Annotated in this window: 21 protein-coding genes; 13 read left to right on the plus strand and 8 right to left on the minus strand. The window is 55.3% G+C overall.

Annotated features, from left to right (window positions below; genetic code table 11):
• Nucleotides 1-222: 222 nt before the first annotated feature.
• Together HQN87_RS25380 and HQN87_RS25385 are read left to right on the plus strand one after the other, a co-directional pair.
• Nucleotides 223-1,230, plus strand: a complete 1,008-nt coding sequence (locus HQN87_RS25380; protein ID WP_173139026.1) for an AraC family transcriptional regulator — start codon at nt 223-225, stop codon at nt 1,228-1,230.
• A gap of 146 nt (nt 1,231-1,376) precedes the next feature.
• Nucleotides 1,377-2,171: an SDR family NAD(P)-dependent oxidoreductase gene (locus HQN87_RS25385; protein WP_173139028.1), complete on the plus strand. Its 795-nt coding sequence runs from the start codon at nt 1,377-1,379 to the stop codon at nt 2,169-2,171.
• Nucleotides 2,172-2,254: 83 nt separating this feature from the next.
• Here the strand turns inward: HQN87_RS25385 and HQN87_RS25390 are convergent, their stop codons facing one another.
• From HQN87_RS25390 to HQN87_RS25400, 3 genes are read right to left on the minus strand one after another with little or no spacing between them, the layout of a single operon-like run.
• On the minus strand, nt 2,255-2,734 hold the full coding sequence (locus HQN87_RS25390; RefSeq protein ID WP_173139030.1) for a GNAT family N-acetyltransferase: 480 nt from the start codon (nt 2,732-2,734) through the stop codon (nt 2,255-2,257).
• A complete protein-coding gene (locus HQN87_RS25395) occupies nt 2,734-4,545 on the minus strand; it encodes a family 20 glycosylhydrolase (RefSeq protein WP_173139032.1) in 1,812 nt (603 codons plus the stop codon). The genes HQN87_RS25390 and HQN87_RS25395 overlap by 1 nt, the downstream gene beginning before the upstream one ends.
• Nucleotides 4,542-5,306, minus strand: coding sequence for a sugar isomerase domain-containing protein (locus tag HQN87_RS25400; RefSeq protein WP_173139034.1), 765 nt, complete (start codon nt 5,304-5,306; stop codon nt 4,542-4,544). Before HQN87_RS25400 ends, HQN87_RS25395 begins: the two co-directional genes overlap by 4 nt.
• Before the next feature lie 424 nt (nt 5,307-5,730).
• Between HQN87_RS25400 and HQN87_RS25405 the strand changes: the two genes are divergently transcribed.
• The 7 genes from HQN87_RS25405 (at nt 5,731) to HQN87_RS25435 (ending at nt 14,450) form a co-directional block, all read left to right on the plus strand.
• Entirely contained in the window at nt 5,731-6,585 is an 855-nt protein-coding gene (locus HQN87_RS25405; protein WP_173139146.1) for a carbohydrate ABC transporter permease, read from the plus strand.
• A gap of 67 nt (nt 6,586-6,652) precedes the next feature.
• Nucleotides 6,653-7,441, plus strand: coding sequence for a carbohydrate ABC transporter permease (locus tag HQN87_RS25410; protein ID WP_173139144.1), 789 nt, complete (start codon nt 6,653-6,655; stop codon nt 7,439-7,441).
• Nucleotides 7,442-7,557: 116 nt separating this feature from the next.
• The gene (locus HQN87_RS25415) at nt 7,558-8,916 is read left to right on the plus strand and encodes an ABC transporter substrate-binding protein (RefSeq protein ID WP_173139043.1); all 1,359 of its coding nucleotides are present in this window, start codon (nt 7,558-7,560) and stop codon (nt 8,914-8,916) included.
• Nucleotides 8,917-9,042: 126 nt separating this feature from the next.
• Complete coding sequence (locus HQN87_RS25420) at nt 9,043-10,869, plus strand: cache domain-containing sensor histidine kinase (protein ID WP_173139045.1); 1,827 nt, start codon at nt 9,043-9,045, stop codon at nt 10,867-10,869.
• Nucleotides 10,841-12,505: a response regulator transcription factor gene (locus HQN87_RS25425; protein ID WP_173139047.1), complete on the plus strand. Its 1,665-nt coding sequence runs from the start codon at nt 10,841-10,843 to the stop codon at nt 12,503-12,505. The genes HQN87_RS25420 and HQN87_RS25425 overlap by 29 nt, the downstream gene beginning before the upstream one ends.
• On the plus strand, nt 12,499-13,278 hold the full coding sequence (locus HQN87_RS25430) for a 6-phosphogluconolactonase (RefSeq protein WP_173139049.1): 780 nt from the start codon (nt 12,499-12,501) through the stop codon (nt 13,276-13,278). The genes HQN87_RS25425 and HQN87_RS25430 overlap by 7 nt, the downstream gene beginning before the upstream one ends.
• Nucleotides 13,275-14,450, plus strand: a complete 1,176-nt coding sequence (locus HQN87_RS25435; protein ID WP_173139051.1) for an N-acetylglucosamine-6-phosphate deacetylase — start codon at nt 13,275-13,277, stop codon at nt 14,448-14,450. Before HQN87_RS25430 ends, HQN87_RS25435 begins: the two co-directional genes overlap by 4 nt.
• Before the next feature lie 1,222 nt (nt 14,451-15,672).
• Here HQN87_RS25435 and HQN87_RS25440 read toward each other — a convergent pair.
• A complete protein-coding gene (locus HQN87_RS25440; protein WP_173139053.1) occupies nt 15,673-16,242 on the minus strand; it encodes a YdeI/OmpD-associated family protein in 570 nt (189 codons plus the stop codon).
• Nucleotides 16,243-16,762: 520 nt separating this feature from the next.
• Between HQN87_RS25440 and HQN87_RS25445 the strand changes: the two genes are divergently transcribed.
• Complete coding sequence (locus HQN87_RS25445) at nt 16,763-18,796, plus strand: methyl-accepting chemotaxis protein (RefSeq protein ID WP_173139055.1); 2,034 nt, start codon at nt 16,763-16,765, stop codon at nt 18,794-18,796.
• Here HQN87_RS25445 and HQN87_RS25450 read toward each other — a convergent pair.
• Nucleotides 18,776-19,675: an NAD-dependent epimerase/dehydratase family protein gene (locus HQN87_RS25450; protein ID WP_173139057.1), complete on the minus strand. Its 900-nt coding sequence runs from the start codon at nt 19,673-19,675 to the stop codon at nt 18,776-18,778. The genes HQN87_RS25445 and HQN87_RS25450 overlap by 21 nt on opposite strands.
• Nucleotides 19,676-19,744: 69 nt before the next feature.
• On the minus strand, nt 19,745-20,506 hold the full coding sequence (locus tag HQN87_RS25455; RefSeq protein WP_173139059.1) for an RNA polymerase sigma factor: 762 nt from the start codon (nt 20,504-20,506) through the stop codon (nt 19,745-19,747).
• A gap of 194 nt (nt 20,507-20,700) precedes the next feature.
• Here HQN87_RS25455 and HQN87_RS25460 point away from each other — a divergent pair, with 194 nt between their 5' ends.
• Both HQN87_RS25460 and HQN87_RS25465 read left to right on the plus strand, forming a co-directional pair.
• Complete coding sequence (locus HQN87_RS25460; RefSeq protein ID WP_173139061.1) at nt 20,701-21,282, plus strand: ATP-dependent Clp protease proteolytic subunit; 582 nt, start codon at nt 20,701-20,703, stop codon at nt 21,280-21,282.
• Nucleotides 21,283-21,301: 19 nt separating this feature from the next.
• A complete protein-coding gene (locus tag HQN87_RS25465) occupies nt 21,302-21,508 on the plus strand; it encodes a hypothetical protein (protein ID WP_173139063.1) in 207 nt (68 codons plus the stop codon).
• Between the two features lie 114 nt (nt 21,509-21,622).
• Here the strand turns inward: HQN87_RS25465 and HQN87_RS25470 are convergent, their stop codons facing one another.
• On the minus strand, nt 21,623-23,068 hold the full coding sequence (locus HQN87_RS25470) for an MDR family MFS transporter (protein ID WP_173139065.1): 1,446 nt from the start codon (nt 23,066-23,068) through the stop codon (nt 21,623-21,625).
• A 154-nt stretch (nt 23,069-23,222) separates the two neighbouring features.
• Here HQN87_RS25470 and HQN87_RS25475 point away from each other — a divergent pair, with 154 nt between their 5' ends.
• Nucleotides 23,223-23,834 (plus strand): TetR/AcrR family transcriptional regulator, encoded by a 612-nt coding sequence (locus HQN87_RS25475; protein ID WP_173139067.1) that lies wholly within the window; start codon nt 23,223-23,225, stop codon nt 23,832-23,834.
• An 84-nt stretch (nt 23,835-23,918) separates the two neighbouring features.
• Here HQN87_RS25475 and HQN87_RS25480 read toward each other — a convergent pair whose 3' ends face one another.
• A complete protein-coding gene (locus tag HQN87_RS25480; RefSeq protein ID WP_436836496.1) occupies nt 23,919-26,192 on the minus strand; it encodes an ATP-binding cassette domain-containing protein in 2,274 nt (757 codons plus the stop codon).
• Nucleotides 26,193-26,223: the final 31 nt, after the last annotated feature.

Genomic DNA, 26,223 nt, shown 5'->3' on the forward strand with positions numbered 1-26,223 from the left:
ATTGATCCTCCTACTAGTTATGATGAACACCGTACAGTGATGATCTGAATCCATTGTAATCCCTATATGTTAAAACAAAATAAGAAATATGTGTGAAATTAGGCAGAGAAGTACCATTGCTGTACATTAAGGTAGACATGATTACGGGCACAAGAGTATTCTTATAAGGCCTTAAGACAACCATAACACTGTAAAATGCAACTGGCAAAAGGAGGCCCACCTATGAAGTCCCGTCCCTCTGAACGCGTTAAAATGCCTCCGGGATTCTGGACAGGGATAAGCCGCCTGGGGATTGCTGCAACCGACGTAGCCCGCATGGCACAGCTCCCTGTAACCATAACAACAGAAGCCACAGTTACCACTGCCCAATATTTCGCCATCTGGCAGGCGTATTCCGAGCTTGCCGGGGATCTTGCATCAGGCATCACCAGGCTTGCGGCCGCCTTTGACACCGCGCAGTATCCGCCCGCCGTATTAGCGACTTATCACGCCCGCGACTACCGCGATGCCCTGCACCGCATGGTCAGGTACAAACAGATGTGTCCGCCCGAAAGCCTGCGGATGACGGAAGAGAACGGGCTGTGTACCATTGAACTGGAGTGGGGGGATACAGGGCTGCCCGGTCCGCCGGTGCTGGCGGGGATCACGCTGGCTTTTCTCTTGGAGCTGGGAAGAAAGGGGACCGGGCAGCCCTTGAAGGCGCAGGCCGCCGAATTTGTCCACTCCATGGGCGATGAACAAGTGCTCGAAGCTTATTTCGGCTGCGCGATCCAAACAGGCGGGAAGTATAACCGGTTGACGCTGCTGTCAAGCCAGCTGGACCTTCCCTTTGTTTCGTATAACGAAGAACTGCTGGAGATCCTTGCTCCCGCACTGGACCGCTCACTCGATGAACAGCTTGGCAGCTTCTCTGTATCCGGGAGGGTCAGGGTGATTATTGCACACAGTCTCGCAGGCGGAAGCCCCGACCTCCAGACGGTTGCGAAGGAGCTTGCTATGAGCGAGCGGACCTTGCAGCGCCGGCTGACTGGCGAGAATACGACCTTCAAGCAGCTTTTGACACAAGTCAGACATGAGCAGGCACGGAGGTACTTGGCCAATCCTTCGCTTGAGCTTAACGAGGTGGCATATCTCATCGGGTATGATGATCAGAACTCTTTCTTCCGTGGCTTCCGCCACTGGGAAGGGGTTACGCCTTCACAGTGGCGTGCGGAACACCTGAATAGTTGAACACCGGAATGCCGCTGAGGGGAGCTGTATTTTTTGGCGTGTCCGGCAAGAAGCTTGGCGTAAGGTGCTAGTTACTGAACGATCCCAACGAGATAATATAATCACTATCCGCAACACAACAAGGAATGAATAAGGAGAAGTGCATTATGGAGATGGGATTACACAACACAACAGCACTAGTTACAGGATCAACGAAGGGGATAGGAAAAGCTATCGCCATAGAGCTTGCCAAAGAAGGCGTCAACGTCTTGGTCAATGGGCGGAATAGGGAAGAGGTAGAACAGACTGTCCGTGAATTGAAGCTGAATTACCCGGCCACCACTCCTCAGAATGCTGCCGCCGATATGGCTGATCCTGAACAAAGACAAGCCGTATTCGCCCAATTCCCCAGCGTCGATATTCTGATCAACAGTATGGGCATTTATGAATTGATGCAGTATGAGGAAGTGGACGATGACATCTGGGAGAAGTATTTCCGGACGAATGTGCTTGCTGCAAACGGATTAACGAAATTATATTTACCTGGAATGTTGAGCAGGAATTATGGCCGTGTGATCTTCATTGCCAGCGAAGAGGCGGTCATGCCCTCAGGACAAATGCCACAATATGCGATGACCAAATCCATGCTGCTGTCCCTGTCCAAAAGTATATCTAAAGGGACAGCAGGAACAGAGGTTACAGTGAATACCATCATGCCCGGGCCTACACTCTCAGAAAAAGTGCATCACATCATTGAGGGTATGTATCCTGACGAAAATTTAACTTTTGCAGAAAAAGAGCAGAAATTCATGGCGGCCAATCTGCCGCAATCTGAATTACAGCGCTTCATCAAGCCGGTGGAAATCGGCAGGCTGGCTGCCTTTGTATGCAGTCCTTATGCGGCGGCCTTTAAAGGTTCCCCTATCCGCATGGATGGAGGGATGGTGCCGACTATATATTGATGGGTATATGCTCAACAAAAACAGCGGCACCCCGGGACGGTTAAGCCCCGGGGTGCCGCTGTTGTGCTGTATCAGGGCCGGATTCAGCCCAGTTTGATCAAGTCGCGGAATACCCCGGGAAAAGAGTCAGGGATCGCTATCGCACCGACGGTCTTCTCATAGAAGGCCAGTGCGTCCTCGACCCAGCCTATGATGGCGTAGCCGTAGCCGTTCTGGTGCATCGCGGACAGGCATTCCAGCAGCAGGGCCTTCCCGATGCCCAGCCCCCGGTACTCATCCAGCACGCCGGTCGGGCCGAAGAAGTTCTTCACTACAACCTCGTGACAGGCGAAGCCGATCACCTCGCCCTGCTTCACGGCGATATAGCAGTGGACGGGCAGGTGGGCGAAGGCTACCTCGCATTCATTCCGCCAGCTCTCCGTGAAATGGCGGCCGACAAAATCGACAATGGCCTGCTTATCTCCGGTCATCGCCCGTTTAATAACAATGCCTTGTCCCCGCAGACGCTCCAGCAGCGCCCCATTGTCCGGCAGATCATATAACTTCACAAGCATATCAGGCATCAGCTATCCCCCGCTTTCTGTTCTATGATCTCAAGATCGGTAATCATGGCGTGCAGGTCCGCTTCAAATAGTTCGGGCCGGTAGAACCGGGAGCGGATGAACAGCTCCGCCATCTGCGGCGGAAGCAGTTCGGCAAGCACGGTCTCCATCCGCTGCTTGGCTCTTAGCAGATCTCCGTATCCGCTCCTGTATTTGTCCCGGAGGAAGGTCAGCACTTCCTCACTGCCCGGTGACATTGCGCCCCGGAAGAGGAAGGTATGCAGCGGGGATCGGCGCTGCGCCGGAATCTCATACTGGATCATGGCGTCGATCAGCTCGGCGGTCAAGCGGTTCTTTCTCACCTCCGGCAGCAGTTGCGGGATCAGGGCATAATAGTCGGTTACTGCATAATCCGCCCATTCTTCCCCGCTTAGGAGAGCGGCGGGCAGTCCGTGGAAGCGGTGCAGAAACCGGACCAGGAAGGTAGAGAGATCTGCCCCGGCATTCCAGCTCTGCTCTGCGGCCAGGAAGGCCGGATAACGCGAGGTCTCGAACAGCCCGTAAGGACTGCCCAGCGAGAACGGGCAACCCCAATTCGTATGAATAATACCGCCCAGCTGCTCGGAACGGGCGAGCTCAATCCAGTCCAGCACATTCTTGACCCGGTTATGGATGACCGGATAATTCTGGTCCCCGTTATCATCCCAGCAGCGGACAGAGGAAGCGCCGAGGGTCTCGATGCCCGCATCCCGCAGCTTATGAAGAATCAGCCGGGCATCGGCCTTCATCCGGTGACCGCCATAGATCCAGACGACGACCACAATCCGTTTGTCCAGCGCCGCAATCTCTTCCGCAGTAGCATGCATGATCATATCATGCCAGATCATCGGCTGCTTGCCAAGGCTGACCGTCTTCTCCGCCAGCTGATTGACGAAGCGGATGAACGAAGCCTCCGGGGTAAGCCCGGACCGCTTGCAGTCCTCACAGGTGCCAAGGGTCCAGACCTCATCGCAGCCAAGGTGAAGATAGTCGCTGTGGGGATGAAGGGCAGCCACTTCTTCCAGAATGCCGGCCATCATCTCGAAGGAGCCTGGGCGGTGCGGACACAGCTCCGAGACCGTCTCCGGGACCTCGCGCAGGCCGATATAAGCCGGATGCTTCAAAATATATTCCAGATGGCCGAAGGACTGCTGCTTCGGAATCACGGTGACGAAGTGGTCATGTGCCGTCTTCAGCAGCCGCTGATGTTCTTCTTCCGTGAAGGCAAGCTCAGGATGGCGCAGGAAGCCCAGCTTACGGAAGGGCAGCTTGTCTTCATATTCGATGACCAGTGTATTGATCTTATAATCGGCCAGCTCCGCGATATACTCCAGGATATGCTCATAGGTCGGATAGACTGTGCGCAGATCGAGATAATCGCTGCGCAGCTTCAGCTCCGCCCAGTCGGCAATGGTTAGGGCGGGCACCCTGTCGCCGCCTGTATGGAGCAGTTGTTCCAGCGTCTTCAGCCCGTAGAACAGGCCGGACGCGCTGAGCGCATACAGCTCGATCCGGTCCGTGTCTGTAATCAGCACATAGCCGTCATGCTTGCCCTCAACCCGCCGGGCCAGCAGCGGGTTGAGCGGGGTACCCTCCGTGACCAGGGAGAATATACCGCTGCCGTCATGCGTAGTACGCACCGTCACCTCTGCGAATATCCTTTGCGCGGCCGTGAGCAGCCGGACATCCTTCACGGGGAGCTGAAGCTGCACCGTCCAGCCGCGAATACCGCTGACCGGCTCCGTTCCCCGGCTCTGCACCACCTGAGGCTCTGGAATCAGCTGAAGGTTCATAGCCAGCGGACCCGGCCCTTGAAGCGTTCAATGAAGCGGTTGTTCCACTCATCCCCGCCGGGAGCGTTGCCGCTGCGCCAGACCGGCACCTCGATCCCTTTGGCCCCGAGACAGGCCGCTGTAGTCATCATCAGGGAATTGAGCAGAAAAGCGTTGGCGAAGGTGGAGGTCGAGCCCATCTTCGGTTCAATCCCGTCAATATGCAGCGCAGCATCGCCGGGCTTCACCTTGCTGTCCAGGACATAGTCGCACAGCTCGTACAGATTCTGCCCTGAAGGGTGGCGGGCAATATGACCCTTGGGCGTAGCTTCGGCATGGCCGACCGAGGTAACGGCAATCGTGGTCACTCCCCGGCGCCGTGCTTCCAGAGCGGCATCGACACAGGCCGTGTTAATGCCGTAAGCATTGGCAAGGATCAGAATATCGCCTTGTCCCAGCCGGTTGTCTTCAATAACAAGCGTTCCGTAGCCGGGAGTGCGTTCCACCGCCATCGAGCGCAGGGCGCCGTTCGAGATCATCGTGCCTTCATCTAATATGGCGCTGATGTGCATCAGCCCGCCGGCGCGGAAGAAAACCTCGGTTGCATTCATATTGGAATGGCCGCCCGGACCGTAGAGGTAGACCAGCTTGTCCTCCGCAATATGATCCGCGAGCAGCTCTGCGACTTCCAGCAGCTTCTCCTTCGGTTCGCTCCGTATCTCATTCAGCAGCTCTACAATACTTTCCATATAAGCGGACATAATATCTGACTTAACGTTCATCTGGATTCCTCCTAAAAGTTTGGTAAGCATAAGCTTGTGCTTGCCTTGAAGATAACAAAGCGGGGAAACCAAGTAAATCAACTATTTTGCGCAAATCCGCACCGTTTTTGACTGATTTGGCCGGTCGAGTTTGCTTCTAACGGACCGTTCCTTGGCCCAAGTGGAGACTTTCATCCGGAATAAGCGCGCCTCAGTGCGATATGCCGGACCAGACGCTCTAATGGACAACTCCCGTCTTCGGCAGGTAAAAATTTTTCTGAACGGGTCAGGATCGTAGCTTATGTAACATTCTTTGCTTTTCTATAATGAGAGATAAGATCACGCAAGAGGGGGGACAGAGCCTTTGAAGACGTCAGTTACCTTACCGCAGTCTCATAATAAACCAACCGCCGGCAGCAGAAAAAGAAAACGGATCGAAGCGGGGATGGGCTACTTTTTCACCGGTCCCATGCTGCTGGGGGTACTGGTATTCACACTGATTCCGATGATATTCTCCTTCATGCTCAGCTTCACCAAATGGTCGTTTGTCACCGGCTTCGACAAGATCCGCTGGAGCGGCCTGGATAACTTCCGCCAGCTGTTTCAGGATGAGGTGTTCCTGAAGTCACTGGGCAATAACTTCATTATGCTGCTGGCCGTACCCATCGGGATGGCGATCGCGCTGATCCTGGGGGTTATGATCACGAGCCATGTGTATGCGCCAGGTGTATTCAAGGTCATCTACTTCATGCCCCAGATATCCAGTGTAGTGGCTGTGGCGGTAGTGTGGCAGGTACTCTTCCATCCTTCGTACGGTCCGGTCAACGGATTCCTGTCGGCGCTCGGGGTGGACAATCCGCCCAAATGGCTGGCCGATCCAACGTATGCGCTTCCATCGGTCATGCTGCTGATGATCTGGATTGACCTCGGGGTCTCGCTGATTATCTACATTGCCGGGATCAAGAATATTCCGGCCGATCTGTATGAAGCGGCGACGATTGACGGCGCGTCGAAGTTCGCCCAGTTCCGCTCCATTACTTTTCCGCTGCTGACGCCGACGACCTTTTTCCTGCTCGTGACCGGCATTATCGGCAATTTCAAATCCTTCGCCCTGGTCAAGGTGCTGACGGACGGCGGACCGGCTAACTCTACTTCTGTCGTTGTGTACGACATGTACCAGACCGCATTCGTCGATCTTCAGACCGGTTATGCTTCATCCATGGTCATGATTCTGTTCGTCATCGTGCTTGCCATTACCGGCCTGCAGTGGCTGGGACAGCGTTATTGGGTCAATTACTAGATAAGGGAGGCACATACCTGTGAGAATAGGCAATCTGGACTGGGGAAAAGCCATCATCACCCTGATCATGGCGCTGCTGGGCATCGTATTTCTGCTCCCTTTTATATGGATGCTGTCCGCTTCGCTCAAGCCTGAGGCCGATGTTTTCAAATATCCGATCGAATGGATTCCGCAGACATGGAGGGCGGCATTCAACTACCATTCCGTCTGGTTCGGCAAGGCCAACTTCACCCTGTATTACTGGAACTCAATTAAAGTCACGGCGCTCACGACACTTCTCTCCGTAGCGGTGTCCAGCATGGCGGCCTACGGCTTCACCAAAATCCGCTTTCCCGGCAGAAATGCACTGTTCGTAGTGGTGCTGGCGACTTATATGATTCCAGCGGAAGCCACGCTGGTGCCGCTGTTCATTATCTTCCGCTCCACCGGCCTGTACGATACGCATCTGGGCCTGATTCTGCTGGGCGGGTTCAGCGTACTGGGTACCTTTCTGCTCCGCCAGTTTTTCGCTTCACTCTCGAATGAGTATATCGAATCGGCGCAGATCGACGGCGCGGGACATATCCGCATCTTCCTCTCGATTCTGTTCCCGCTGGTCCGGCCCGCGATTGCCACTTATGCCATTCTGCGGTTCATCTGGACCTGGAATGACTTCCAGACGCCGCTGGTCTTCCTGAACAGCAAGACTCTCTATACGCTTCAGCTGGGCATGAATGCCTTCGCTGACCGTAACGGAGCCTTTTATTCACTGATCATGGCGGCTTCTGTCTCGGCGATTGTACCGCTGCTGGTGGTGTTCATCCTCGGGCAGAAGCAGGTTATCGAAGGGATTTCCTTGGGGGGGGTGAAGGGGTGAGGGCTGGCAAGTTCCCGGAAGCTGCATAACCGGAAGACAGGCGGGCGGATAGGACGGTTAAGGGAGTACATGAGAACTGCATGGAACTGTAGACCACATTAGAAGGGGTGTTAGTTATGAAAAAGAATGTGTTCGCTCTGGTATGGATCATCGTGCTTCTGGTAGCCCTGGCGGGCTGCGGCAATTCAAACACTAATAGTGCAGCTCCAACTTCTGGCAGTACGGCCGCGCCGGAGGCGGGGGCGAGTGCCGCACCTTCCGCGGAAGCGGTAACGATCAAGGTCGCCAACTGGTCGCCTGCGGCGGATATGGAACCGATTCTGCAGGCGTACGAGGATGCCCATCCGGGAGTTACCCTGGAATACGTGGAGCTGGCTGACAACGGCGATTCGGTGGCCGGGATGAAGAAGCTGGATCTGCTCGTCGCATCCGGCGAGAACCTGGATGTGGTCTTCATGCCGGGGGCCACCGACTATTCACAGCGTGCCGGACTCGGACTGCTGGCTCCGCTGAATGATCTGATCAGCAAGGAAGGCATCACGCTGACAGATGAGTATACAGTTGATCCGTCCGTTGACGGTAAAGTGTATGCCCTGCCGGATACGCTGGAGAATTATTTCGTCCTGCTGAACAAGGACAAGCTGGATGCGGCAGGCTTAGCCGTTCCCACCGAATGGAGCTGGGACGATTATCTGGATTACGCAGCCAAGCTGACCAGCGGCACCGGGCCGTCCAAGACCTTCGGTACGTATTTCCATACCTGGGCTATGTACTGGGAGCTGGCCGTCATCAACCAGGAGAAGGACAATAATCTGGTCAACAATGGTGTCGTGAATATCGACAGTGCGGGGATCCGTCAATCGCTGGAGCTGCGCAGCAAGGCAGAGGCATCGGGAGTAGCGGTGCCGTATGCCGACACCATCTCCCAGAAGCTCGCTTACCGCTCGGAATTCTTCACCGGACATGCCGCGATGATCGTAACGGGCAACTGGATGATCGGCGAAGCAGGAGGCTCGGAGGAATTCCCGGCGACCTTCACCACCGCGTTCGCTCCCATGCCGTCGAACAGTGCCGGACAACCTGCGGGAGTCAGCATTGCCAACGGCAACTATGTAGGCATCCTGGAGAAGTCGGGCCATCAGCAGGAAGCTTATGATTTCATCCGCTGGTACTCCACAGAGGGCGAGCAGATGCAGAATGTATATTCCGCATGGAAGAAGCAGGATGTGGACAAGTTCATTGCAGGCGTCAAATCAGGTGCCATCAGCCCCGACAATATTGACGAGAGCTCACTGGCCTATGTAATCAAGAATGCCAAGCCCGCACCGCTCAGCGTGCCGCCGACCTATCAGGGAGAGCTGGAAACGGCCTTTACCAAAGAAACCGAGCTGTACATCCTGAAACAGCAGGATCTGGAGACTACGATCAGCAAAGCACAGGCAGAGCTGCAGAAGATTGTAGATGCCAACAAGTAAAAAATTGGAAGCGCGGAATAGCCCTTTTTTACCCGAAATAATAGATTGAAATGAGCTGCTGGAGGCGGAAAGCTGATATGATAGAGGCATAGAAAACGATAGTCTGATTGTGAAGGGGGATTGCCATTGCTGCCTAGAGGATGGAGACTCGGTTTTCGCAATAAGCTGCTCGTCGCTTCTCTGCTCTGTCTGCTGCTTCCCGCCTCTATTACCTTGTATATCTCCAATTCCTACACCGAGCATATCCTCCGCTCCCAGGTGATTCAGAATGAACGCCGTTCGCTGGAGCAGGAGAGCCTATATATCTCTAACCTTCTCAGCAATATGGTGCTGGTGGCGAATTATATCCAGTTCGACCCCGGCATCACTCTTATTCTCAAAGAAAACTGGCAGCGCAATAAGCTGCACGAGCCTGATAACGCCAAGCACATTCTCGATTTCAAAGAGGTTACGGACAAGCTGAACAGCGTCACCTCCATGATGGAAAAAACGTTCGTCACCGTCCTCACCTCAGATGGACAATATTATTCAAACTATGCTTACGCCAAGCTGGATGTCGGCGCACTGCTGAAGCAGCCCTGGATGGAACAGGCCCGTCAGCAGCCTGCCTTCGAGCTGTATTGGGCGGGTGTGCTTGCCAACTATATCCCGACCGCTGCCCCAAGCAGCCCGCAGGTGCTGACCATTGCCAGGAATCTCAAGCTGTCCTCCGATTCAACCTATGCAACATTGATCATCAGTATTGCCGAGAGCCGGATCAGCCAGATTTTTAATGATAACCGGCAGGGGCAGGAGACGCTGCTGATTGCGCCCGACGGAACCGTCCTTGCCTCCAGGGACAAGACCCGGCTGGGCCAGCCGTTCGCGCTTATGGATGCTGTGAAGCATTCAGCGGATTCCGGGTTCATGGATTACCGGGGCGAGCAATATCTGCTGAGCAGCCTGGAGATTCCCTACGGGAATTACCGGATTGTCAGCCTTGCGCCATACCGCGAGGCCGTGAGCCAGATCAGTGCAACCCACCGCTGGAGCAGTGCTGTGCAGATCGTATCGGGCGCCTTCTTCCTGCTGATCCTGGTTCTGCTGGTCCGGCAGTTCACGAAGCCGGTGATCCGGCTGGATCAGGTCGCAGCGCGGGTGGACCGGGGAGAGCTGGGCATCCGCTCAGGCGTTCGCGGCTATGATGAGATCGGACGGCTGGGTAAGTCCTTCGACCATATGCTGGACCGGGTGGAACGGATGATTATCCAGATCAAGGTGGAGCAGGCGCAGAAGCGCAAGGCCGAGCTGGCGATGCTGCAATCGCAGATCAATCCCCATTTCCTGTTCAATATTCTGAATTCGATCCGCCTGCGCATCATAATGCGCGGCGATGAGGAGAATGCGGAGCTGCTGTTCTCGCTCTCCCGGCTGCTGCGGATGACCATTCAACAGCGGGACGAGTACACGACTTTGCATGATGAGCTGCATATTGTCAGGAGTTATGTGGAGCTGCTGAATTTCCGCCAGTCCGAGGAGGTTACGCTGGATACAGACTGCACCTCGGAGAGCCTTGGCGTGAAAATCCCCCGGTTCCTGCTGCAGCCGGTCATCGAGAATGCCTACATTCACGGCCTGCATCAGGAGAGCGGACGTATTCTGATCCGGACCCGGACGCAGGATCACCGGCTGCTGATCGAGATCGAAGACAACGGGCAGGGGATGGATGAGGTGACCCTGGGCCGCCTGCGGGCCGAGTTAAGCTCTGAATGGCAAGAGAAGGAAGCGATGCCGTCCAGCAGACTGGCCCATATCGGAATGTCCAATGTCTATGAGCGGCTGTATCTGACTTACGGTGCTGCCTTCCAGATCACGATTAACAGCCTGCCCGGTCAAGGGACTACCTTCCGGTTCGAGCTGCCTGAAGAGATTCCGGATCAAGGCTATGAAAGGGAGCGTGGAAGCGATGTATAGCGTAATGCTGGTGGATGATGATCAGCCGGTACTGGACTTTCTCTCGGCGGTGATCCCGTGGGACGAGCTTGGATTAACGCTGCATTCTGCCTGCAAGAATGGTCTGGTTGCCCTGGAGAAAGCGCAGGCCGGTATGCCCGATATTGTCATTACGGATATTGGAATGCCCTATATGGATGGTCTGGAGCTGATCCGCGAGCTGAAGCTGCGCAGCGAAGAGCTGCGTGTAGTGGTATTGTCCTGCATGGATGACTTCACGTACGCCCAGCAGGCGGTGAAGCTGATGGTGAGCGACTATATCCTGAAGGAGATGATCAGCCGCGAGCTGATTACCGGGCTGCTGCGGGAGCTGGGCGACGATTTGCGCCGCCGGGATGCCGACAAAGCCCAGACGCAGAAGTGGAAAAGCATGGCCGAGAACCAGAAGGTGCTGCTGAAGCAAAGTGTGCTGCGGCGCATGGCTGCCCGGGAGCTGCCGGACAGCGAATGGCGGGCGGATGCTGCCGAGCTGGGAATTCTGCCGGATCTCACGGCCCATGTAGCCGTGCTCTGCCGGATCAGCGGCAACGCCGGGGAGAACGAAGCGGAGGAGCTTGCGCTAATGTCATGTGTGGAGTCCGCCGCCGAAGCCGTGCGGCAGGAGGACACCGCTGCCGTATGCCTGCCCTACAGCGGGCGCGATTGTGTGCTCGTCTTCAGCGGCGGGATGGGCAATGGCGCGGACTCAGGCCATATCTCTATGCTCGGCAGGCTGCGTTCCGCGATTCAAGCGCTGCCGGGGGTTACGGCTTCCTTTCAATATTTGTGTATACCGGCGGGCGGCGGGCATTTCCGGGAAGGGATCATTGAGCTGCTTAGTCAAGGCCGTGAATATGCCTTCTATCTGAAGCCGGGCGAGCTGAGCAGTCTGAAGACGCTCCTGCCGTTCACGGAGGAGGATCTGTTCCTCCATTATGCCGAAGCCTCGCAGGAGATCCGTGAGGCCTTCCTGGAGGAGGCGGCCGACAGGCTTGCGGCCTTGCTGTCGAAATGGATGGATTATATCCGTGCCAGACGGTATGCGCCGCGCCAGGTGAAGGAGTGGATGCTCAAGCTGCTCTACGATAACCAGATGCGGCTGATTGCCCGCCAGCAATTCCAGTCCACCTTTTCCCTGGAGCTGCTGCATGATACCCTAACGGCGATTGATCATATCGATCATCTGGAGGAATGGTCCCTACAATTCTTCAACGAACGCCTGCCGGTGATCCGCGAGATGTATCAGGAGACCCGCCGGGATGAGATCAAGAAGGTGAAACAGTATGTTGACCGCCATCTGAACCGTAAAATCACCCTGGAGGAGGTGGCGGAATACACGCATTTGAATTCAAGCTATTTCAGCCGGCTGTTCAAAAAAGAAACCGGAATGAGCTTCATCCACTATGTTACCCATACCAAAATGGAGCAGGCCAAGGAATGGCTGGACCAGTCTCCACAGAGTGTGGAGCAGGTTGCCGAGCAGCTTGGATATGAGAATAAAAGCTATTTCACGAAGCTCTTCAAGCTGCATACAGGCACTACACCCGGAGAATTCCGGGGGGAGGAAGGCAACCGGTCCGCACAGACACCAGGCACAAGGAGGCACTACCCATGCTGAACATCAAACCGATTCATACAGAACTGTCGGGCGCCATGCTTGTCCGCGTATACGAGAACCGCTCACAGCTCGGAGCTGCTGCCGGGCGTGAGGCGGCGGCGGCCATCCGGGCGCTGCTGGCCTCCAAGGCCCAGGTGCGGATCGTGTTCGCCGCTGCACCCTCCCAGAATGAATTCCTTGCGGAGCTTGCCGCTGCGCCGGATCTGGACTGGAGCCGGATTACCGCATTTCATATGGATGAATATGTCGGCCTGCCGGCAGGCTCGCCGCAGAGCTTCGGCACCTTCCTCCGGGAGGCGCTGTTCGGCAAGGTCTCGCCGGGAACGGTCCATTATCTGAATCCTGCCGCCGGTGCGGAAGCCGAAGCTGAGCGTTACGGACGGCTGCTGGCGGAAGCGCCGATAGATATAGTCTGCCTCGGCATCGGGGAGAATGGCCACCTGGCCTTCAATGATCCGCCCGTGGCCGACTTCAATGACCCGCTTCCCGTGAAGCTGGTGGTGCTGGATGAGGTCTGCCGGAACCAGCAGGTGAATGACGGATGCTTCGCGAGCCTGGCGGAAGTGCCGCAGCAGGCCTTGACGCTGACGATTCCGGTCCTGCTGTCCGCGCAATGGCTGTTCTGCATGGTGCCGGGCGCTTCCAAGCGCGGTGCGGTTACCCGCACACTGCATGAATCTATCTCTACAGCATGTCCGTCCACCATCTTGCGGGAGCATGGGGATTGCCGGATGTTTGTGGATACTGACTCCTTCGGGGCGGTCTTCTCATGAACATTGACGCGCTGCATTACCGGACAGGCGAACCGGTCCGGGTTACTGTGGAGGATGGGGAGATCGCTGCCATTGAAGCCTTGGGCATACGGGAGCTGCCGCTGGAGGAACGAGAGGGGCTTCCAATTGTTGCACCGGGTCTAGTCGATCTGCAGATCAACGGCTACGGCGGATATGACTTCAACCATCCGGCGCTGAGCGCAGCGGTCGTTAAGGAGGCTGTCCGCGCTGTGTGGAAGGAGGGGGTAACCGGCTTCTACCCGACTGTCATTACCGGCGCTCCGTATACGATTCTCGGAGCAATGCGGGCGATTGCCCGGGCCTGTGAGGAGGATGAAGCCAGCGCTGCGACGATCAAGGGCATCCATCTGGAAGGCCCGTTTCTCTCGCCGGAGGACGGGCCGCGCGGGGCACACGCGCTGGAGCACATCCGTCCGCCGGACACGGCCTTGTTCGATCAGTGGCAGGCGGCGGCGGGCGGACGCATCTCCATTGTGACGCTGTCCCCCGAATGGGAGGGGAGCGCGGAATTCATCCGCCACTGCGTACGGCAGGGAGTGACGGTCTCGATCGGGCATACGTCAGCGGATGCCGCGCAGATTGCCGGAGCGGTGGCCGCCGGAGCGCGGCTGTCCACGCATCTGGGCAATGGCGCCCATGCCATGCTGCCGCGCCATCCGAACTACCTGTGGACCCAGCTCGCGGAAGAGGCGCTGTGGTGCACGTTGATCGCCGACGGCTTCCACCTCCCGGATGAGGTGCTGAAGGTGGCGATGAAGGTCAAGGGCCGGCAGGCACTGCTGGTCAGCGATGCCGTTGCCCTGGCCGGGCTTGCGCCCGGCAGCTATGACACGCCGGTCGGCGGCCGTGTCGTGCTGACCCCGGCGGGCCGGCTGCATCTCGCCGGCGAGCCCGGGCTGCTGGCGGGTTCGGCGCAGATGCTGCTGCGCCACATCGCGCGCCTTAGCGCCGCGGGCCTGGCCAGCCTGCCGGACGCCTGGGACATGGCGTCCGTGCAGCCGGCAGGCTTCATGGCCCTGCCTGCGGCCGCGGGCCTGGCCGCAGGAGCGCCGGCGGATCTGGCGCTGATCCGCCGCACCGGCACCGGCGCTGCCGGGCTTGCGCTGACGGCGCTGTGCCAGGCCGGTTGCTGGGTGTACCGCCGGGAGTGAGTGAAGCGGCGGCTGAATGAGGACAGCCCCCCGGTTACGGGGGACTGTTATGATATGGAAGTGAATCGCTCAAATTGAGCGATTCCAGAGGGCGGGAGCAGTATGGGCTGGGCATGGGCATGGCTGTTGCGCCAGCGTCTGCACCACGCCAGTAACATTAACAGTAAATGTATTCGGTTTTCCGCATACATTTGCCCCGATCGCCTTCGCGCAGCGAAATATGTTCGGTTTTCCGCATACATTTGCCCCGAACGCCTTCGCGCAGCGAAATGTATTCGGTTTTCTGCATACATTTGCCCCGATTACCTTCGCGTAGCGTAATGTATTCGGTTTTCCGCATACATCCGGTCCGATTACTATCGCGTAGCGTAATGTATTCGGTTTTCCGCATACATTTGCCCCGATTACCTTCGCGTAGCGTAATGTATTCGGTTTTCCGCATACATCCGGCCCGATTACCTTCGCGCAGCGTATTGTGTTCGGTTTTCCGCATACATCGGCCCTGATTACCTTCGCGCAGCCGAAATGTATTCGGTTTTCCGCATACATCCGGCCCGATCGCCTTCGCGCAGCGAAATGTATTCGGTTTTCTGCATACATTTGCCCCGATTACCTTCGCGTAGCGTAATGTATTCGGTTTTCCGCATACATCCGGCCCGATTACTTTCGCGTAGCGTAATGTATTCGGTTTTCCGCATACATTTGCCCCGATTACCTTCGCGCAGCGAAATGTATTCGGTTTTCGGTATACATTTGCCCCGATCGCCTTCGCGCAGCGAAATATGTTCGGTTTTCCGCATACATCCGGCCTGATTACCTTCGCGTAGCGTATTGTATTCGGTTTTCCGCATACATCCGCTTAGCCTCAACATCTGCGCCAGCGCCTGGACCAGAGCTGCTTCAGGAAATAGTTGGATTTTCAACACTTGTTCAGGGGCGGAAGGGTACAAATACAGTCGTAGTTGGAAAAAAAGCACTTAATATGCTGGAATCAGAATAATGAAGGAAAATGCACGAGAATAAATAACATTAATCCACTTAATTTCCGCGAACGCTCCAAATGAGCCAGATTAAGCTGCGTTTTTCCAACTAATTCCTTATCATCCTGAAGCAAACCCCAGTTACTTTCAAACCGCATACTTTCAACTCGCAATCGCACATCCGCATCTACACCCCACCGTTTGCGGAATCAGATCCAGAACGCTATAGGAGTACAGCAGAACTAATAATCAAGCAGACGCCCGTTGTCATGCCACTGCCCGTACATTATATTCTCCCGGGTGCTTGTGATGAACTTCTCCAGTCTGCTCTGGAATAGTTCGGGCTGATGGATATAGCTCTGGATGGTGTCGATCCGCACCCGCTGATACAGTGCCGGAAAAGCCATGAAGTTCTGAGCCGTCTGCGCATCCTCGTTCAGCCGTTCTTCGATAATTTTGTGTATGCTAAAAGACTGGATGTCCATATCCGGCAGTACCCGCCTGCCTTCCTCGCGCATCAACCCCAGCTTCTCAAGGCGGCGGACACGCTCTTTATTAAGCTCCGTCCATGAACTCCGCTTGCTGCGTGGAGACAGCCGTTGCATCAGCTTGCCTTCAGCGTTCACCTTCTTCACCCCGTCAATCCAGCCGAAGCACAGCGCTTCTTCTACGGCGTCCAGGTACAGCAGCGTATCCGGGAGCGGCTTCATACTGACCTCTACCCAGCAACAACCTTCCGCCGTGCTGTTCACCAGCAGCCAATTTCTCAACTCTTCTCTTGTTGCAGCGGCAAGCCTGTTTTCGTTACTCATAGATACGGTTCATTCCCCTCTGTCTTCTGCGTTCGGCTCTCTGTCTGCTCTCTTCCCAATCGAAATCCTGCACATTATGCAGCTTCTCCTTCAATAAAATCCCCCTAATCCGGAATTGTTGCACAAATGACAGCATTCCCTCTACTCGAAGTGGCTAGGCGGCGAGAATTCCTGCATTTTATACAACAATCCTGGCATTCCACCAGTATCCATGAATCAAAGTTGCAACTTGTGCAACACTTAAGCTTTGAACTTGAAGCTTCCTCGTCACTGCGGTGAACCTTTGGACTTCCGGCCGCTGCCGCTCCCCACATTTCTTCATCTAATCCTACTATTTACTTAAATTTTGCCGCTTTGTTAACATTTTCGCAACACATTCTTTACGCTCCGCATACACAACTTGCGAGAGTAATTAATATCCGGCTTTTACAATGAGGTTATTAGCATAATATACCTATTGCATAATCAGGCTTGATATGAAGGGATGATACTTTTGAAGGGGAACCTGCTGCACTTTTCGATGAAATGGAAGCTGATTTTAAGTTTCTCGGCCATTACACTCATTTTTCTGGGCGTGGCTGTGTATCAGGGACATAAGATTAATCAGGTGGAGCGATCCATGGAACGGCAGAAGAGCGAAATGGAGAATAGAATCACCGTCTCCACCATCACCCAGCAGCTCCAGGAGCTGAACCGTGCAGAGACTTCATTCGCTGAATCCAGCGATCTGGAACAGGCAGAACCTTTACAGGAGAAGCAGCGGCAGTTGTCTGCCGAGCTCGCCAAGGTGAATTTTGAGCAGGGCACGCCTGCCTTCAAGATGCTCGGACGTCTGGCTGACCAGACGGCAGCATACGGGGAACTAACGCAGGAACTGGTAACCGTGTTGTCGGACGAGACCCTGGACCCGCTAAGTGTGTTGGAGACAAGCGATGTTATACATACGAAGGCGCTCGCATTGAATCAAGACATGTTGAAGACGAACGGGGAGCTGTACACCGCTGCTGCCAAAAATGCCGGACAGGCGCAGAATGTCTCCTTCGCGCTGCTGGATGATACCGTTTCGGTCGTCACCTATGCCGCTGCCGGGGTGTTCCTGTTCATGCTGATCCTCGCCTGGCTGCTGATCCGCTCATTCCTGCTGCCGGTGCGCAAGCTGCAGGCTGCGCTCAGCCAGATCGCCGCCGGAGATCTGCGGCAGCAGATCAACTCCCCTTATAATGACGAGCTTGGACAGCTGAGCCATCATTTCGACCATATGGTGGGCCGGGTGCAGGAGATGCTGCGGCAGACGTTGTCTGCTGCGGGCTCGCTGGCGGACTATTCGCACTCCTTCCAGCATTCCTCGAAGATTACGGCGCATACCAACCGGGATATTGTCAGAACCATTCAGGAGATCTCGCTGGGCGCCGGCCAGCAGGCGGTTCAGTCGGAGCAGAGCACGCTGCTGCTGGAGGAGCTGGCCCGCGGGGTTCAAGACATCACCGAGTATACGGACGTTATGCTGGCAACCAGTGAAACGGCTAACCGGAATACGCAGCAGGGGGCAGCTACGGTCACCGCGCTGCACCAGATCTCCCGGCATTCCCGGGAGTCGATCAGCAAGATTTACGGGGCACTGGAGAAGCTGGTGAATCAGTCGAAGGATATCTCACGCATCACCCATTCGATCACAGAGATCTCGAAGCAGACGAACATTCTCTCGCTGAATGCTGCCATAGAGGCGGCAAGGGCCGGCGCTGCGGGCCAGGGCTTCGCGGTCATCGCCGGAGAAGTCAGGCATTTGTCCGTGCAGACCAGTGATTCCTCGGTACATATTAGCCGTATTATCCAGGAGCTTGAGGCCGGAATGGCTGAATTCCAGGGATATATGCTGGAGACCCGGGACAGCCTGGAGCAGCAGGATCATCAGGTGGCGGAGACTCTGGCTTCCTTCGAAGCCATTGATGAATCCATTACGGGCATCAGCGCACAGATCGGGCAAATTCACCGCAAGGTGGAAGAGACCCGCATGATTAACCTGCGGCTTACTGAATCCGTTCATTCGGTAGCCTCCGTGGCGGAACAGACCGCTGCCGGGGTTCAGGAGGTTAATGCTTCCAGTACGCAGCAGGATCAGGCGATCAGCAATATTGCACAGCAGGCCGAGGAGATTAATGATATCTCGCAGCGGCTGTTCCGGGAGATCAATGTGTTCAAAATACAGGAGGCAGCCGAAGTCGGCACGAAGCAATCGTATGCCGATACAACGGTTCGCGGAAAGGTGCAGATATCGGAAGTGAATGCGCAAGCGAAGACAGAAGCGCCGAGGCAAGCAACGCTCGAAGAGAAGCAGGAGACAGAAGGGAAGACCGAGGACGAGCGACAGCGGGAGATGTATACGAAGCAGACGCAACAGACAGAAAAAAAGGCAGAAGCCGGAATTCACCGGCCCCTGCCTGCGGGAATACCGGTGCAGGATAAGTCTGCGCCCGGCCTGAGTATACTTGTTAACGAACCGCAGCAAGAAATCTCCAAAGAGCTGGCGGAGGACTTACTGGTCCTGGCGAAGTGAACGGTCCAGCGAAGTCACCAGCTCCGGGAACCAATCGGATAACTGCAGGAAGCTGAAGCCCGCGCTGCGGGCTTTTGCCGTATCCATGAACCAGGATTCCGGTATCCCAAAAGGGGATTGATCCGCTTCAGCGGCATCATCCCGGATGACAGCCGTCCGTCCGGTAATCTGTTCAATGATGGAGAGGACTCCGCCGATGGTTAATGTGCCGTCCGAGCAGGCGTTCACCGGTCCTGTCAATGCAGCGCCGCCTAGACCCAGCCAGTGCAGGAAACAGGCGGCTTCGTCGGAACGGATGAACGAGATCTCCGCTTGCGGATTCGGGATACCGACCGGCTGCCCCGCTTGTACATGCTCTATGTGAAAATGAAGTCTGCGCGTATAATCATCCGTGCCCAGCACAATCGGGAACCGCACCGCTGCTACCGGGAAGTCCGCCGTTTGCAGCAGCACCGCTTCCGCCAGTCTTTTGCCATCCTGGTAACTGAGATCGTCTTTGCCGCCCGGCTTCAGCGGATAGTGTGCCGGATCGAAATCGGCTTCAGTCAGCACCTCCGGCTGCGGGTCATATACCGACAAGCTTGAAGTCAGGATATAACGCTGCGCCCGCCCCGCAAAAATCCTCACCGCCGCCGCAGCCTCATCCGGTGAGAAGCAAATATTATCATAGACGATATCCCAGGACGTACCGCCTACAGCCTGCTTCAGCGCCGCTTCATCCGTCCGGTCCACGGCCAGCCGGGTCACACGGTCACCGAAAGCATCGCCGGTCAAACCCCGGGTCAGAATGGTGACCTCGCTGTTCTGGTCCTCAAGCAGCAGCTCTACCAGCCTTTTGCCGAAAAATCTTGTCCCTCCAAGTACAAGTACCTTCTTCATGCGATCACACTCCTGTCCTATTGTAAGTTCACGCTCCAAAAATAGGTATTAATCATCATTCAATCATCATTAGGCAGCCATCCGCAGCTCATGGGTCGCAGGGCTTCCATAGCTATAGGAATACCTTACATTGTCTGAATATACGGCCTGTACGGTATGGGTGCTTACCGCAGCAGTTACATTTCCGGCGTTGTCCTGGCGCAGCAGCTCCAGCATCACTGGAATTTGGCCCTGCTCATAGGCGTGGGCCAGCGCCCGGAGATAGGCCCGGTAATCGGCGTTCTGCGGAAGAGCCGGACCCTCATGCTCCGCCAGTTCTTCCCTGACCTTCGCTAAGGCCAGCCGGGCCCGGTGCAGAGCAGCTTTGACGGCCCCTTCAGTCGTTCCCAGGCATCCGGCTGCCTCGGCGGCTGAATATCCCAGCACATCGCGCAGTACAAAAGCAGTCCGCTGCAGCGGAGACAGATGGTTGAGCAGGGCCTGAAAGGTCAGCTCCATATCAGCAAGATCACCTGGAATTGCTGCTTCAGAGGCAGGATCTGGTGCCGTTCCTGACCTTTCCAGGGCATGAATTAGTCCGTTCTGGCGGCGGGCGGCATCAATCCAGGTATTCTTGGCTATCCGCAGCAGCAGGGCTTCGGGATTGGGGCTTCCGGTGAATTTGCGGTATCCCAGCGCTTTGGCCCAGGTCTCCTGCGCCAGATCGTCGGCGCCATAGCTGGAGCGGGTGAGCGACAGGCAATACCGGTGCAGTACGCTCCTCAGCTCCTCCAGACGGTTTCTGTCCAACTCTATAGTCTCCGGTATACGGTGCTGTTCAAGAATCATCATTGTGGTCCTCTCCTTCGCTGGGGATTCAGACGGTTGCTTCTATTATATAAACGAACGGGACTTTGTAAAAGATACGCGGTCCCCTTATTACAGCGGATGTTTCTCTTGCCCGTATCTTTGAGCTGCCCCGGGCCGTTTACAGGGTATCAACACCAACACTATTACAGGAGACAGATCCGAGGAGGCATATCAGAATGAGTGTAATTCCATACGTAATTGAACAGACGGCCGGAGGGGAGAGGTCCTACGATATCTATTCACGGCTGCTGAAGGACCGGATTGTATTCGTGGGTGCGGCGATAGATGACGGGCTGGCCAACAGCATTATCGCCCAGTTGCTGTTCCTCGCGGCGGATGAGCCGGACAAGGATATTCAGATGTTCATTAACAGCCCGGGAGGTTCGACTACCGCAGGCTTTGGCATTTATGATACGATGCAGGTAATCAAACCTCAAGTCAACACGATCTGCACCGGTTTTGCTGCTTCGTTCGCATCGCTGTTGCTGCTGTCAGGCGCTACTGGCAAAAGATCCGCCCTGCCGAACAGCGAAATTATGATCCATCAGCCGCATGGCGGGGTGCAGGGGCAGGCCAGCGACATTGCCATCAGCGCCAGACGTATTCTTCAGATCCGCGAGAAGATTGTCGGGATTACCGCGCAGCGGACCGGACAGCCGGCGGAGAAGGTAGAGAAGGACATGGACCGGGATTATTTCATGTCGGCTGAGGAGGCACTGGAATACGGGATTATCGACACTATCATCACCCATTTGTAAAAGAAGGAGACGATCAGCTATGCTGGCAGCGCTTAAGGGACAGGAAGTCACGATTCATTTTCTGGATGGAACTACTGTAAGAGGAGGAATCCTGGAGGAGCTGGACGAGCGGTTCGTGAAATACAGTACGGAATATCAGACCCTCTACATTCCAATCACTTCGATCCGGGCGGTAGATGTGCAGACTAAGGAACGGGAACGTCCGCGTGTCGGCTTCGGGCAATAACCGTAGGTAATTCCCGTGACACGCGGCACATAAGCAGCCCCCGGTTCTCTGACCTATGAGATCCGGGGGCTGTTTGCATTCTGTTATTTTGGCCGATGTCCGAAGGTAGGCAGTCTATCCTTTGGGAGTCAGAGAGCTGCTGTGGCGCGATGGCAGCATAAGCGCGGGAAGCAGTGCGATTACTGCAAAACCAATCGACCACCAGAAGGCAGTATCGTAGGCGCTGGCAACCGCCCCGGGATTATGGGCAGAAGGACCGGACAGCTGATGCTGAATAACCGTTGCCAGTATCGCTGCCCCGAACGCGCCGCCGATGGTCTGGCAGATTTTCATCGAGATACTGGCATGGGGGATCTGGTCTTTGCGCAGCCCGATATAGGCGGATACCATTACCGGAATCAGGAGTCCGTTCAGGGCTGATCCCCGGACGACCAGCGCCACCGCGAGCAGGATCAGATTTGTATCCGTACCCGCGAAGGCAAAGGGAAGTGTCGCAGCAATCGTAACGAGCAAGCTGAGAACGACAATAATCCGCGAGCCGATGCGGTCAGACAGATTGCCGATCCAGCTTCGGGTCAGCAGCATACCGATTCCTTGGGGAATCAGCATCAGCCCGGTATATAATACACTTTCACCGCGTACCTGCTGATAGTATAATGGCAGGAGCAGCAGTGCTCCGTTCATGACCATGCCGGCCAGGAAGACCGTGAGATTCGATGCGGAGAAAATACGCGATTGAAACAGGCGCAGATCCAGCAGCGGTTCAATGTGTGTCCGCAAAGCGTAGACGATGAATGCTGCCATGAGGATGAGGCCGATTGCCAGTGGAATGGCTACTTGGCTGCTAGTCAGCCCTGCGCCGGTACTGATCTGGGAGATGCCATAGATGAGAATAGCAAATGCGGGGGACAACAGGAGTAGTCCGGTAAGGTCGAGAGACTGTTTGCGTGTGGAAGGCTCATCCGCCGGAATCCCCCGCCAGGCCAGCAGACCTGCGACCAGGGTAATCGGTATATTCACATAAAATATGAAGCGCCATCCCAAGCTGTCAAGAATAACTCCGCCAAGCACCGGCCCCAGAATCGGACCCAGCAGGGTAGGGATGCTGATGATGGAGATGATGCGTCCGATGTTGCGGCCGCCGGTATTCTGGACGAGCACAGTCTGCATCGTCGGGATTAATATTCCTGCACCTATCCCCTGCAAGAGACGGAAGCCGATCAGGCTGCCGGGATTCCAGGATAAGGAGCAGAGGACGGAACCTGCCATGAATAAGGCCAGTGAGAACAGGTATACTTTTTTGCCGCCGAACCGGTTGACAGCCCAGCCGGACACAGGAATGGCCATACCCATGGTCAACACGTAGCCTGTAACCACCCACTGGATAACGGCAACGGAGCTATGCAGATCTGAAGTAAGCGTCTTGATGGCTACATTAATCATCGTGGAGTCAAATAACGGCGCGAGCGCACCGAATACCAGGATGAGAGCTACCTTGAGTATCGCCGGATCGATTTTCTCCTTCGGGGATTTCTTAGGATTAGTTGTAATGTCAGACATATGAATGCTCCTCTCTATATAATAAGGTACGGTACGTACCGTACCTTATGGACTTAAGATAAAGTAAAAGCAGCCAGAATGCAACAAGAGATTTCGCTGCCGTTTTTTTGCCATAGTATTTTTATCCGGAAATATCCCGAAAGTAGGAATCGAAATGGACGAGATGAAGCATGACAATCAGCCCGCTGGCGGACGCCGCCGGGGAGAGGTGCTGGAACAAGCCATTCTGCTGGCTGCCTGGGAAGAGCTGGGTGAAGCCGGGTATGCCCGCCTGACCATGGAGGGAATCGCTATCCGCGCAAAAACCAATAAAACCGCACTCTACCGCCGTTGGCCGAATAAAGCGAAGATTGTGATCGCTGCAATTAAGCATCATATGCCTAAACCTGATGTGACGGTCCCGGACTCAGGCGATCTGCGTACAGATCTGCTGCAGTTTTTTCAGGGGATCTTTAAGCCTTTCCAGAGTATTGGTGCGGAAACCATTCACGGGCTGATGGTGGAGCATCTCGGCAATGATCTTATTGCGAAGCTGCCGCAGATCATGCATCCTGAGGCCGGCAGCAAGCTGCATCCGGTGATGAAGACGATTCTGGAGAATGCGCAGAGACGGGGAGAGGTACGTCTGGACAAGATTGCCGATCGGGTGATTTCGCTCCCCGCGGATCTGCTGCGCTACGAGCTGCTTACTACCCATGAACCGGTCTCCGAGGAGACGATCACCGGGATTATTGATGATATTTTTCTGCCCTTAGTGCTGGTCTGACTGATCCATGAAAAAATAGCGGCACTGCCGATTATCCTGCAATCGACAAATACCGCTTAAGTCTACGCAAATTAATATCGTTATTTAGGGCCTGGTTTCTGCCTTGCGCAAATACGCCCCCGTTATCGAATGCTCTGCAGCAGCAAGCTGGACCGGGGTGCCTTCGAATACAATTCGGCCACCCCGGTGGCCGCCCTCGGGACCCATATCAATGATCCAGTCTGCGCTCTTGATCACATCCAGGTTGTGTTCGATGACCACCACCGTGTTGCCCCCGTCCACCAAGCGGTTCATAATGTCCATCAGACGGGAGATATCGGACATATGCAGTCCGGTTGTCGGCTCGTCCATGACATAGAGGCTGCCTTCCTTGTGAAGCTCCCCGGCCAGTTTGATGCGTTGGCATTCCCCGCCCGACAAGGTGCTCAGAGGCTGGCCCAGCGTTACGTATCCGAGTCCTACATCCTCAAGCGTTTGCATTTGACGAAGCAGTTCCTTATTCCTGAAGAACGCCGAAGCTTCCCGTACCGTCATAGCGAGGACGTCGCTAATAGATTTTCCGTTCAGTGTATACTGCAGCACTTCATCGCTGAACCGCTTGCCTGCGCATATTTCACATGTCGTCCTAACCGGCTCGAGAAAGGCCAAATCCGTGTAGATCATCCCAAGACCCTGACAGTTCGAACAGGCTCCCTTGGAGTTGAAGCTGAACAGGGAAGCGCTCACCTTGTTGGCTGCTGCGAACAGCCGGCGGATCTCGTTCATCATCCCCGTGTAGGTAGCCGGATTGGAGCGGATTGATGTGCCTACGGCCGTCTGATCAATGACAATCGCTTGCGGATGCGACGGCAGAAATGCTCTGTTAATCAGTGTGCTTTTGCCTGAGCCGGCTACTCCCGTTACCACGGTCAGCACACCGACGGGTATATCGACTGTCACATCCTTCAAATTGTGCAGACTGACGCCGGTTACGGTCATCCGGCCCTTGGGCACCCTAGTTGAAGTTTTCAAGGGCAGACTTTGCTTCAGATACTGTCCAGTCAAGGTATCTGCGCAGAGCAAGCCCGCAAAGTCGCCTTCATAGACGATTTCTCCGCCGCGGGTTCCCGCATGAGGTCCGACATCTATGATGTAATCGGCGATCTCTATGACTTCACGGTCATGTTCGACGACAAGTACGGTATTCCCTTTGTCCCGGAGCCGGCACAGCATGCCGTTCAGACGATGGACATCCCGTGGATGCAGTCCGACGCTCGGTTCATCGAAAATGTAGATCATGTCGGTAAGACTACTGCTCAGATGCCGGACCATCTTGATGCGTTGCGACTCTCCACCCGACAAGGTGGCAGTTTGACGGTCCAGACTCAGATACTCCAGCCCAATAGATACCAGATGGTTCAACCGGATAAGAAGCCCGTCAATCATCGGACCGGCAACAGGAATCCGAATGGCTTCAATCATTTCTATTAGCCCGCCAATCTCCATCGCTGCGCACTCTGCAATGTTATATCCATTAATCCGGCAGTTCAAGGCCTCTTGATTAAGCCGGCTTCCCCCGCAAAGGTTACACTCGCTGTAGGATAGAAATCGGTCAAGGGTTTCGCGTTTGCTGTCTGACATCTCGCTGTTGTCCCGCTTTAAATACAGGCGGGTGAGCTTGGGCAGCAGACCTTCATAATCCGATTCGATATCGCCGCCTTTGGTATGGTATACGATCTTGCTTGCTTTGCCGTGGAGGAGGGTAAGCCATTCTGACTGCGTATAGTCGGCAAGCCGCCTGTCGTTGTCAAACAAGCCGGAATGAGTATACGTATTCAAATACCAGCTTCCCACTTTAAATACGGGGAACAGGATTGCGCCTTCATTCAACGACTTGGACCTGTCAAACAGCTTCTCCACATCGAACTGCACTACCTCTCCGACACCGGAGCATTCCGGACACATGCCGGCCGGGTCGTTAAATGAGAAAACATTCGAATAGCCGGCAAACGGTTTGCCAATCCTGGAGAACAACAGCCGGAGCATCGCATAAATATCCGTGATCGTTCCGACCGTCGAACGGGAGTTGCCTCCGAGTCTTTTCTGATCAATCACAACCGCCGTAGACAGATTCTCGATAAGATCGGTATCCGGCTGGTTGAATCGGGGTAGACGGTTTCGGATGAATGCGGTAAAAGTCTCATTAAGCTGTCTCTGGGCTTCGGCGCCGATGGTGTCGAAAACCAAGGAAGATTTTCCTGACCCCGAGACACCTGTGAAGACTGTGATTTTCCGCTTCGGAATACGGACATTCACGTTTTTCAGGTTATTCTCGCGTGCTCCTTGGATTATGATGTTATCGACGTTAATAGAATCCACCTCCGATTTATATTTTATTATCCAAATGATA

Source organism: Paenibacillus tritici (assembly GCF_013204885.1).
In the GTDB taxonomy this organism is placed as follows: domain Bacteria; phylum Bacillota; class Bacilli; order Paenibacillales; family Paenibacillaceae; genus Paenibacillus_AQ; species Paenibacillus_AQ tritici.

What these genes read in the sequence shown, in the direction of transcription:
- HQN87_RS25400 (WP_173139034.1), bottom strand. Translation starts at nt 5,306, where the DNA reads ATGAACGTTAAGTCAGATATTATGTCCGCTTATATGGAAAGTATTGTA.
- HQN87_RS25440 (WP_173139053.1), bottom strand. Translation starts at nt 16,242, where the DNA reads ATGAGTAACGAAAACAGGCTTGCCGCTGCAACAAGAGAAGAGTTGAGA.
- HQN87_RS25470 (WP_173139065.1), bottom strand. Translation starts at nt 23,068, where the DNA reads ATGTCTGACATTACAACTAATCCTAAGAAATCCCCGAAGGAGAAAATC.
- HQN87_RS25435 (WP_173139051.1), top strand. Translation starts at nt 13,275, where the DNA reads ATGAACATTGACGCGCTGCATTACCGGACAGGCGAACCGGTCCGGGTT.
- HQN87_RS25460 (WP_173139061.1), top strand. Translation starts at nt 20,701, where the DNA reads ATGAGTGTAATTCCATACGTAATTGAACAGACGGCCGGAGGGGAGAGG.
- HQN87_RS25455 (WP_173139059.1), bottom strand. Translation starts at nt 20,506, where the DNA reads ATGATGATTCTTGAACAGCACCGTATACCGGAGACTATAGAGTTGGAC.
- HQN87_RS25415 (WP_173139043.1), top strand. Translation starts at nt 7,558, where the DNA reads ATGAAAAAGAATGTGTTCGCTCTGGTATGGATCATCGTGCTTCTGGTA.
- HQN87_RS25405 (WP_173139146.1), top strand. Translation starts at nt 5,731, where the DNA reads ATGGGCTACTTTTTCACCGGTCCCATGCTGCTGGGGGTACTGGTATTC.
- HQN87_RS25395 (WP_173139032.1), bottom strand. Translation starts at nt 4,545, where the DNA reads ATGAACCTTCAGCTGATTCCAGAGCCTCAGGTGGTGCAGAGCCGGGGA.
- HQN87_RS25450 (WP_173139057.1), bottom strand. Translation starts at nt 19,675, where the DNA reads ATGAAGAAGGTACTTGTACTTGGAGGGACAAGATTTTTCGGCAAAAGG.
- HQN87_RS25445 (WP_173139055.1), top strand. Translation starts at nt 16,763, where the DNA reads ATGAAATGGAAGCTGATTTTAAGTTTCTCGGCCATTACACTCATTTTT.
- HQN87_RS25380 (WP_173139026.1), top strand. Translation starts at nt 223, where the DNA reads ATGAAGTCCCGTCCCTCTGAACGCGTTAAAATGCCTCCGGGATTCTGG.
- HQN87_RS25390 (WP_173139030.1), bottom strand. Translation starts at nt 2,734, where the DNA reads ATGCCTGATATGCTTGTGAAGTTATATGATCTGCCGGACAATGGGGCG.
- HQN87_RS25425 (WP_173139047.1), top strand. Translation starts at nt 10,841, where the DNA reads ATGAAAGGGAGCGTGGAAGCGATGTATAGCGTAATGCTGGTGGATGAT.
- HQN87_RS25475 (WP_173139067.1), top strand. Translation starts at nt 23,223, where the DNA reads ATGGACGAGATGAAGCATGACAATCAGCCCGCTGGCGGACGCCGCCGG.
- HQN87_RS25385 (WP_173139028.1), top strand. Translation starts at nt 1,377, where the DNA reads ATGGAGATGGGATTACACAACACAACAGCACTAGTTACAGGATCAACG.
- HQN87_RS25430 (WP_173139049.1), top strand. Translation starts at nt 12,499, where the DNA reads ATGCTGAACATCAAACCGATTCATACAGAACTGTCGGGCGCCATGCTT.
- HQN87_RS25465 (WP_173139063.1), top strand. Translation starts at nt 21,302, where the DNA reads ATGCTGGCAGCGCTTAAGGGACAGGAAGTCACGATTCATTTTCTGGAT.
- HQN87_RS25410 (WP_173139144.1), top strand. Translation starts at nt 6,653, where the DNA reads ATGGCGCTGCTGGGCATCGTATTTCTGCTCCCTTTTATATGGATGCTG.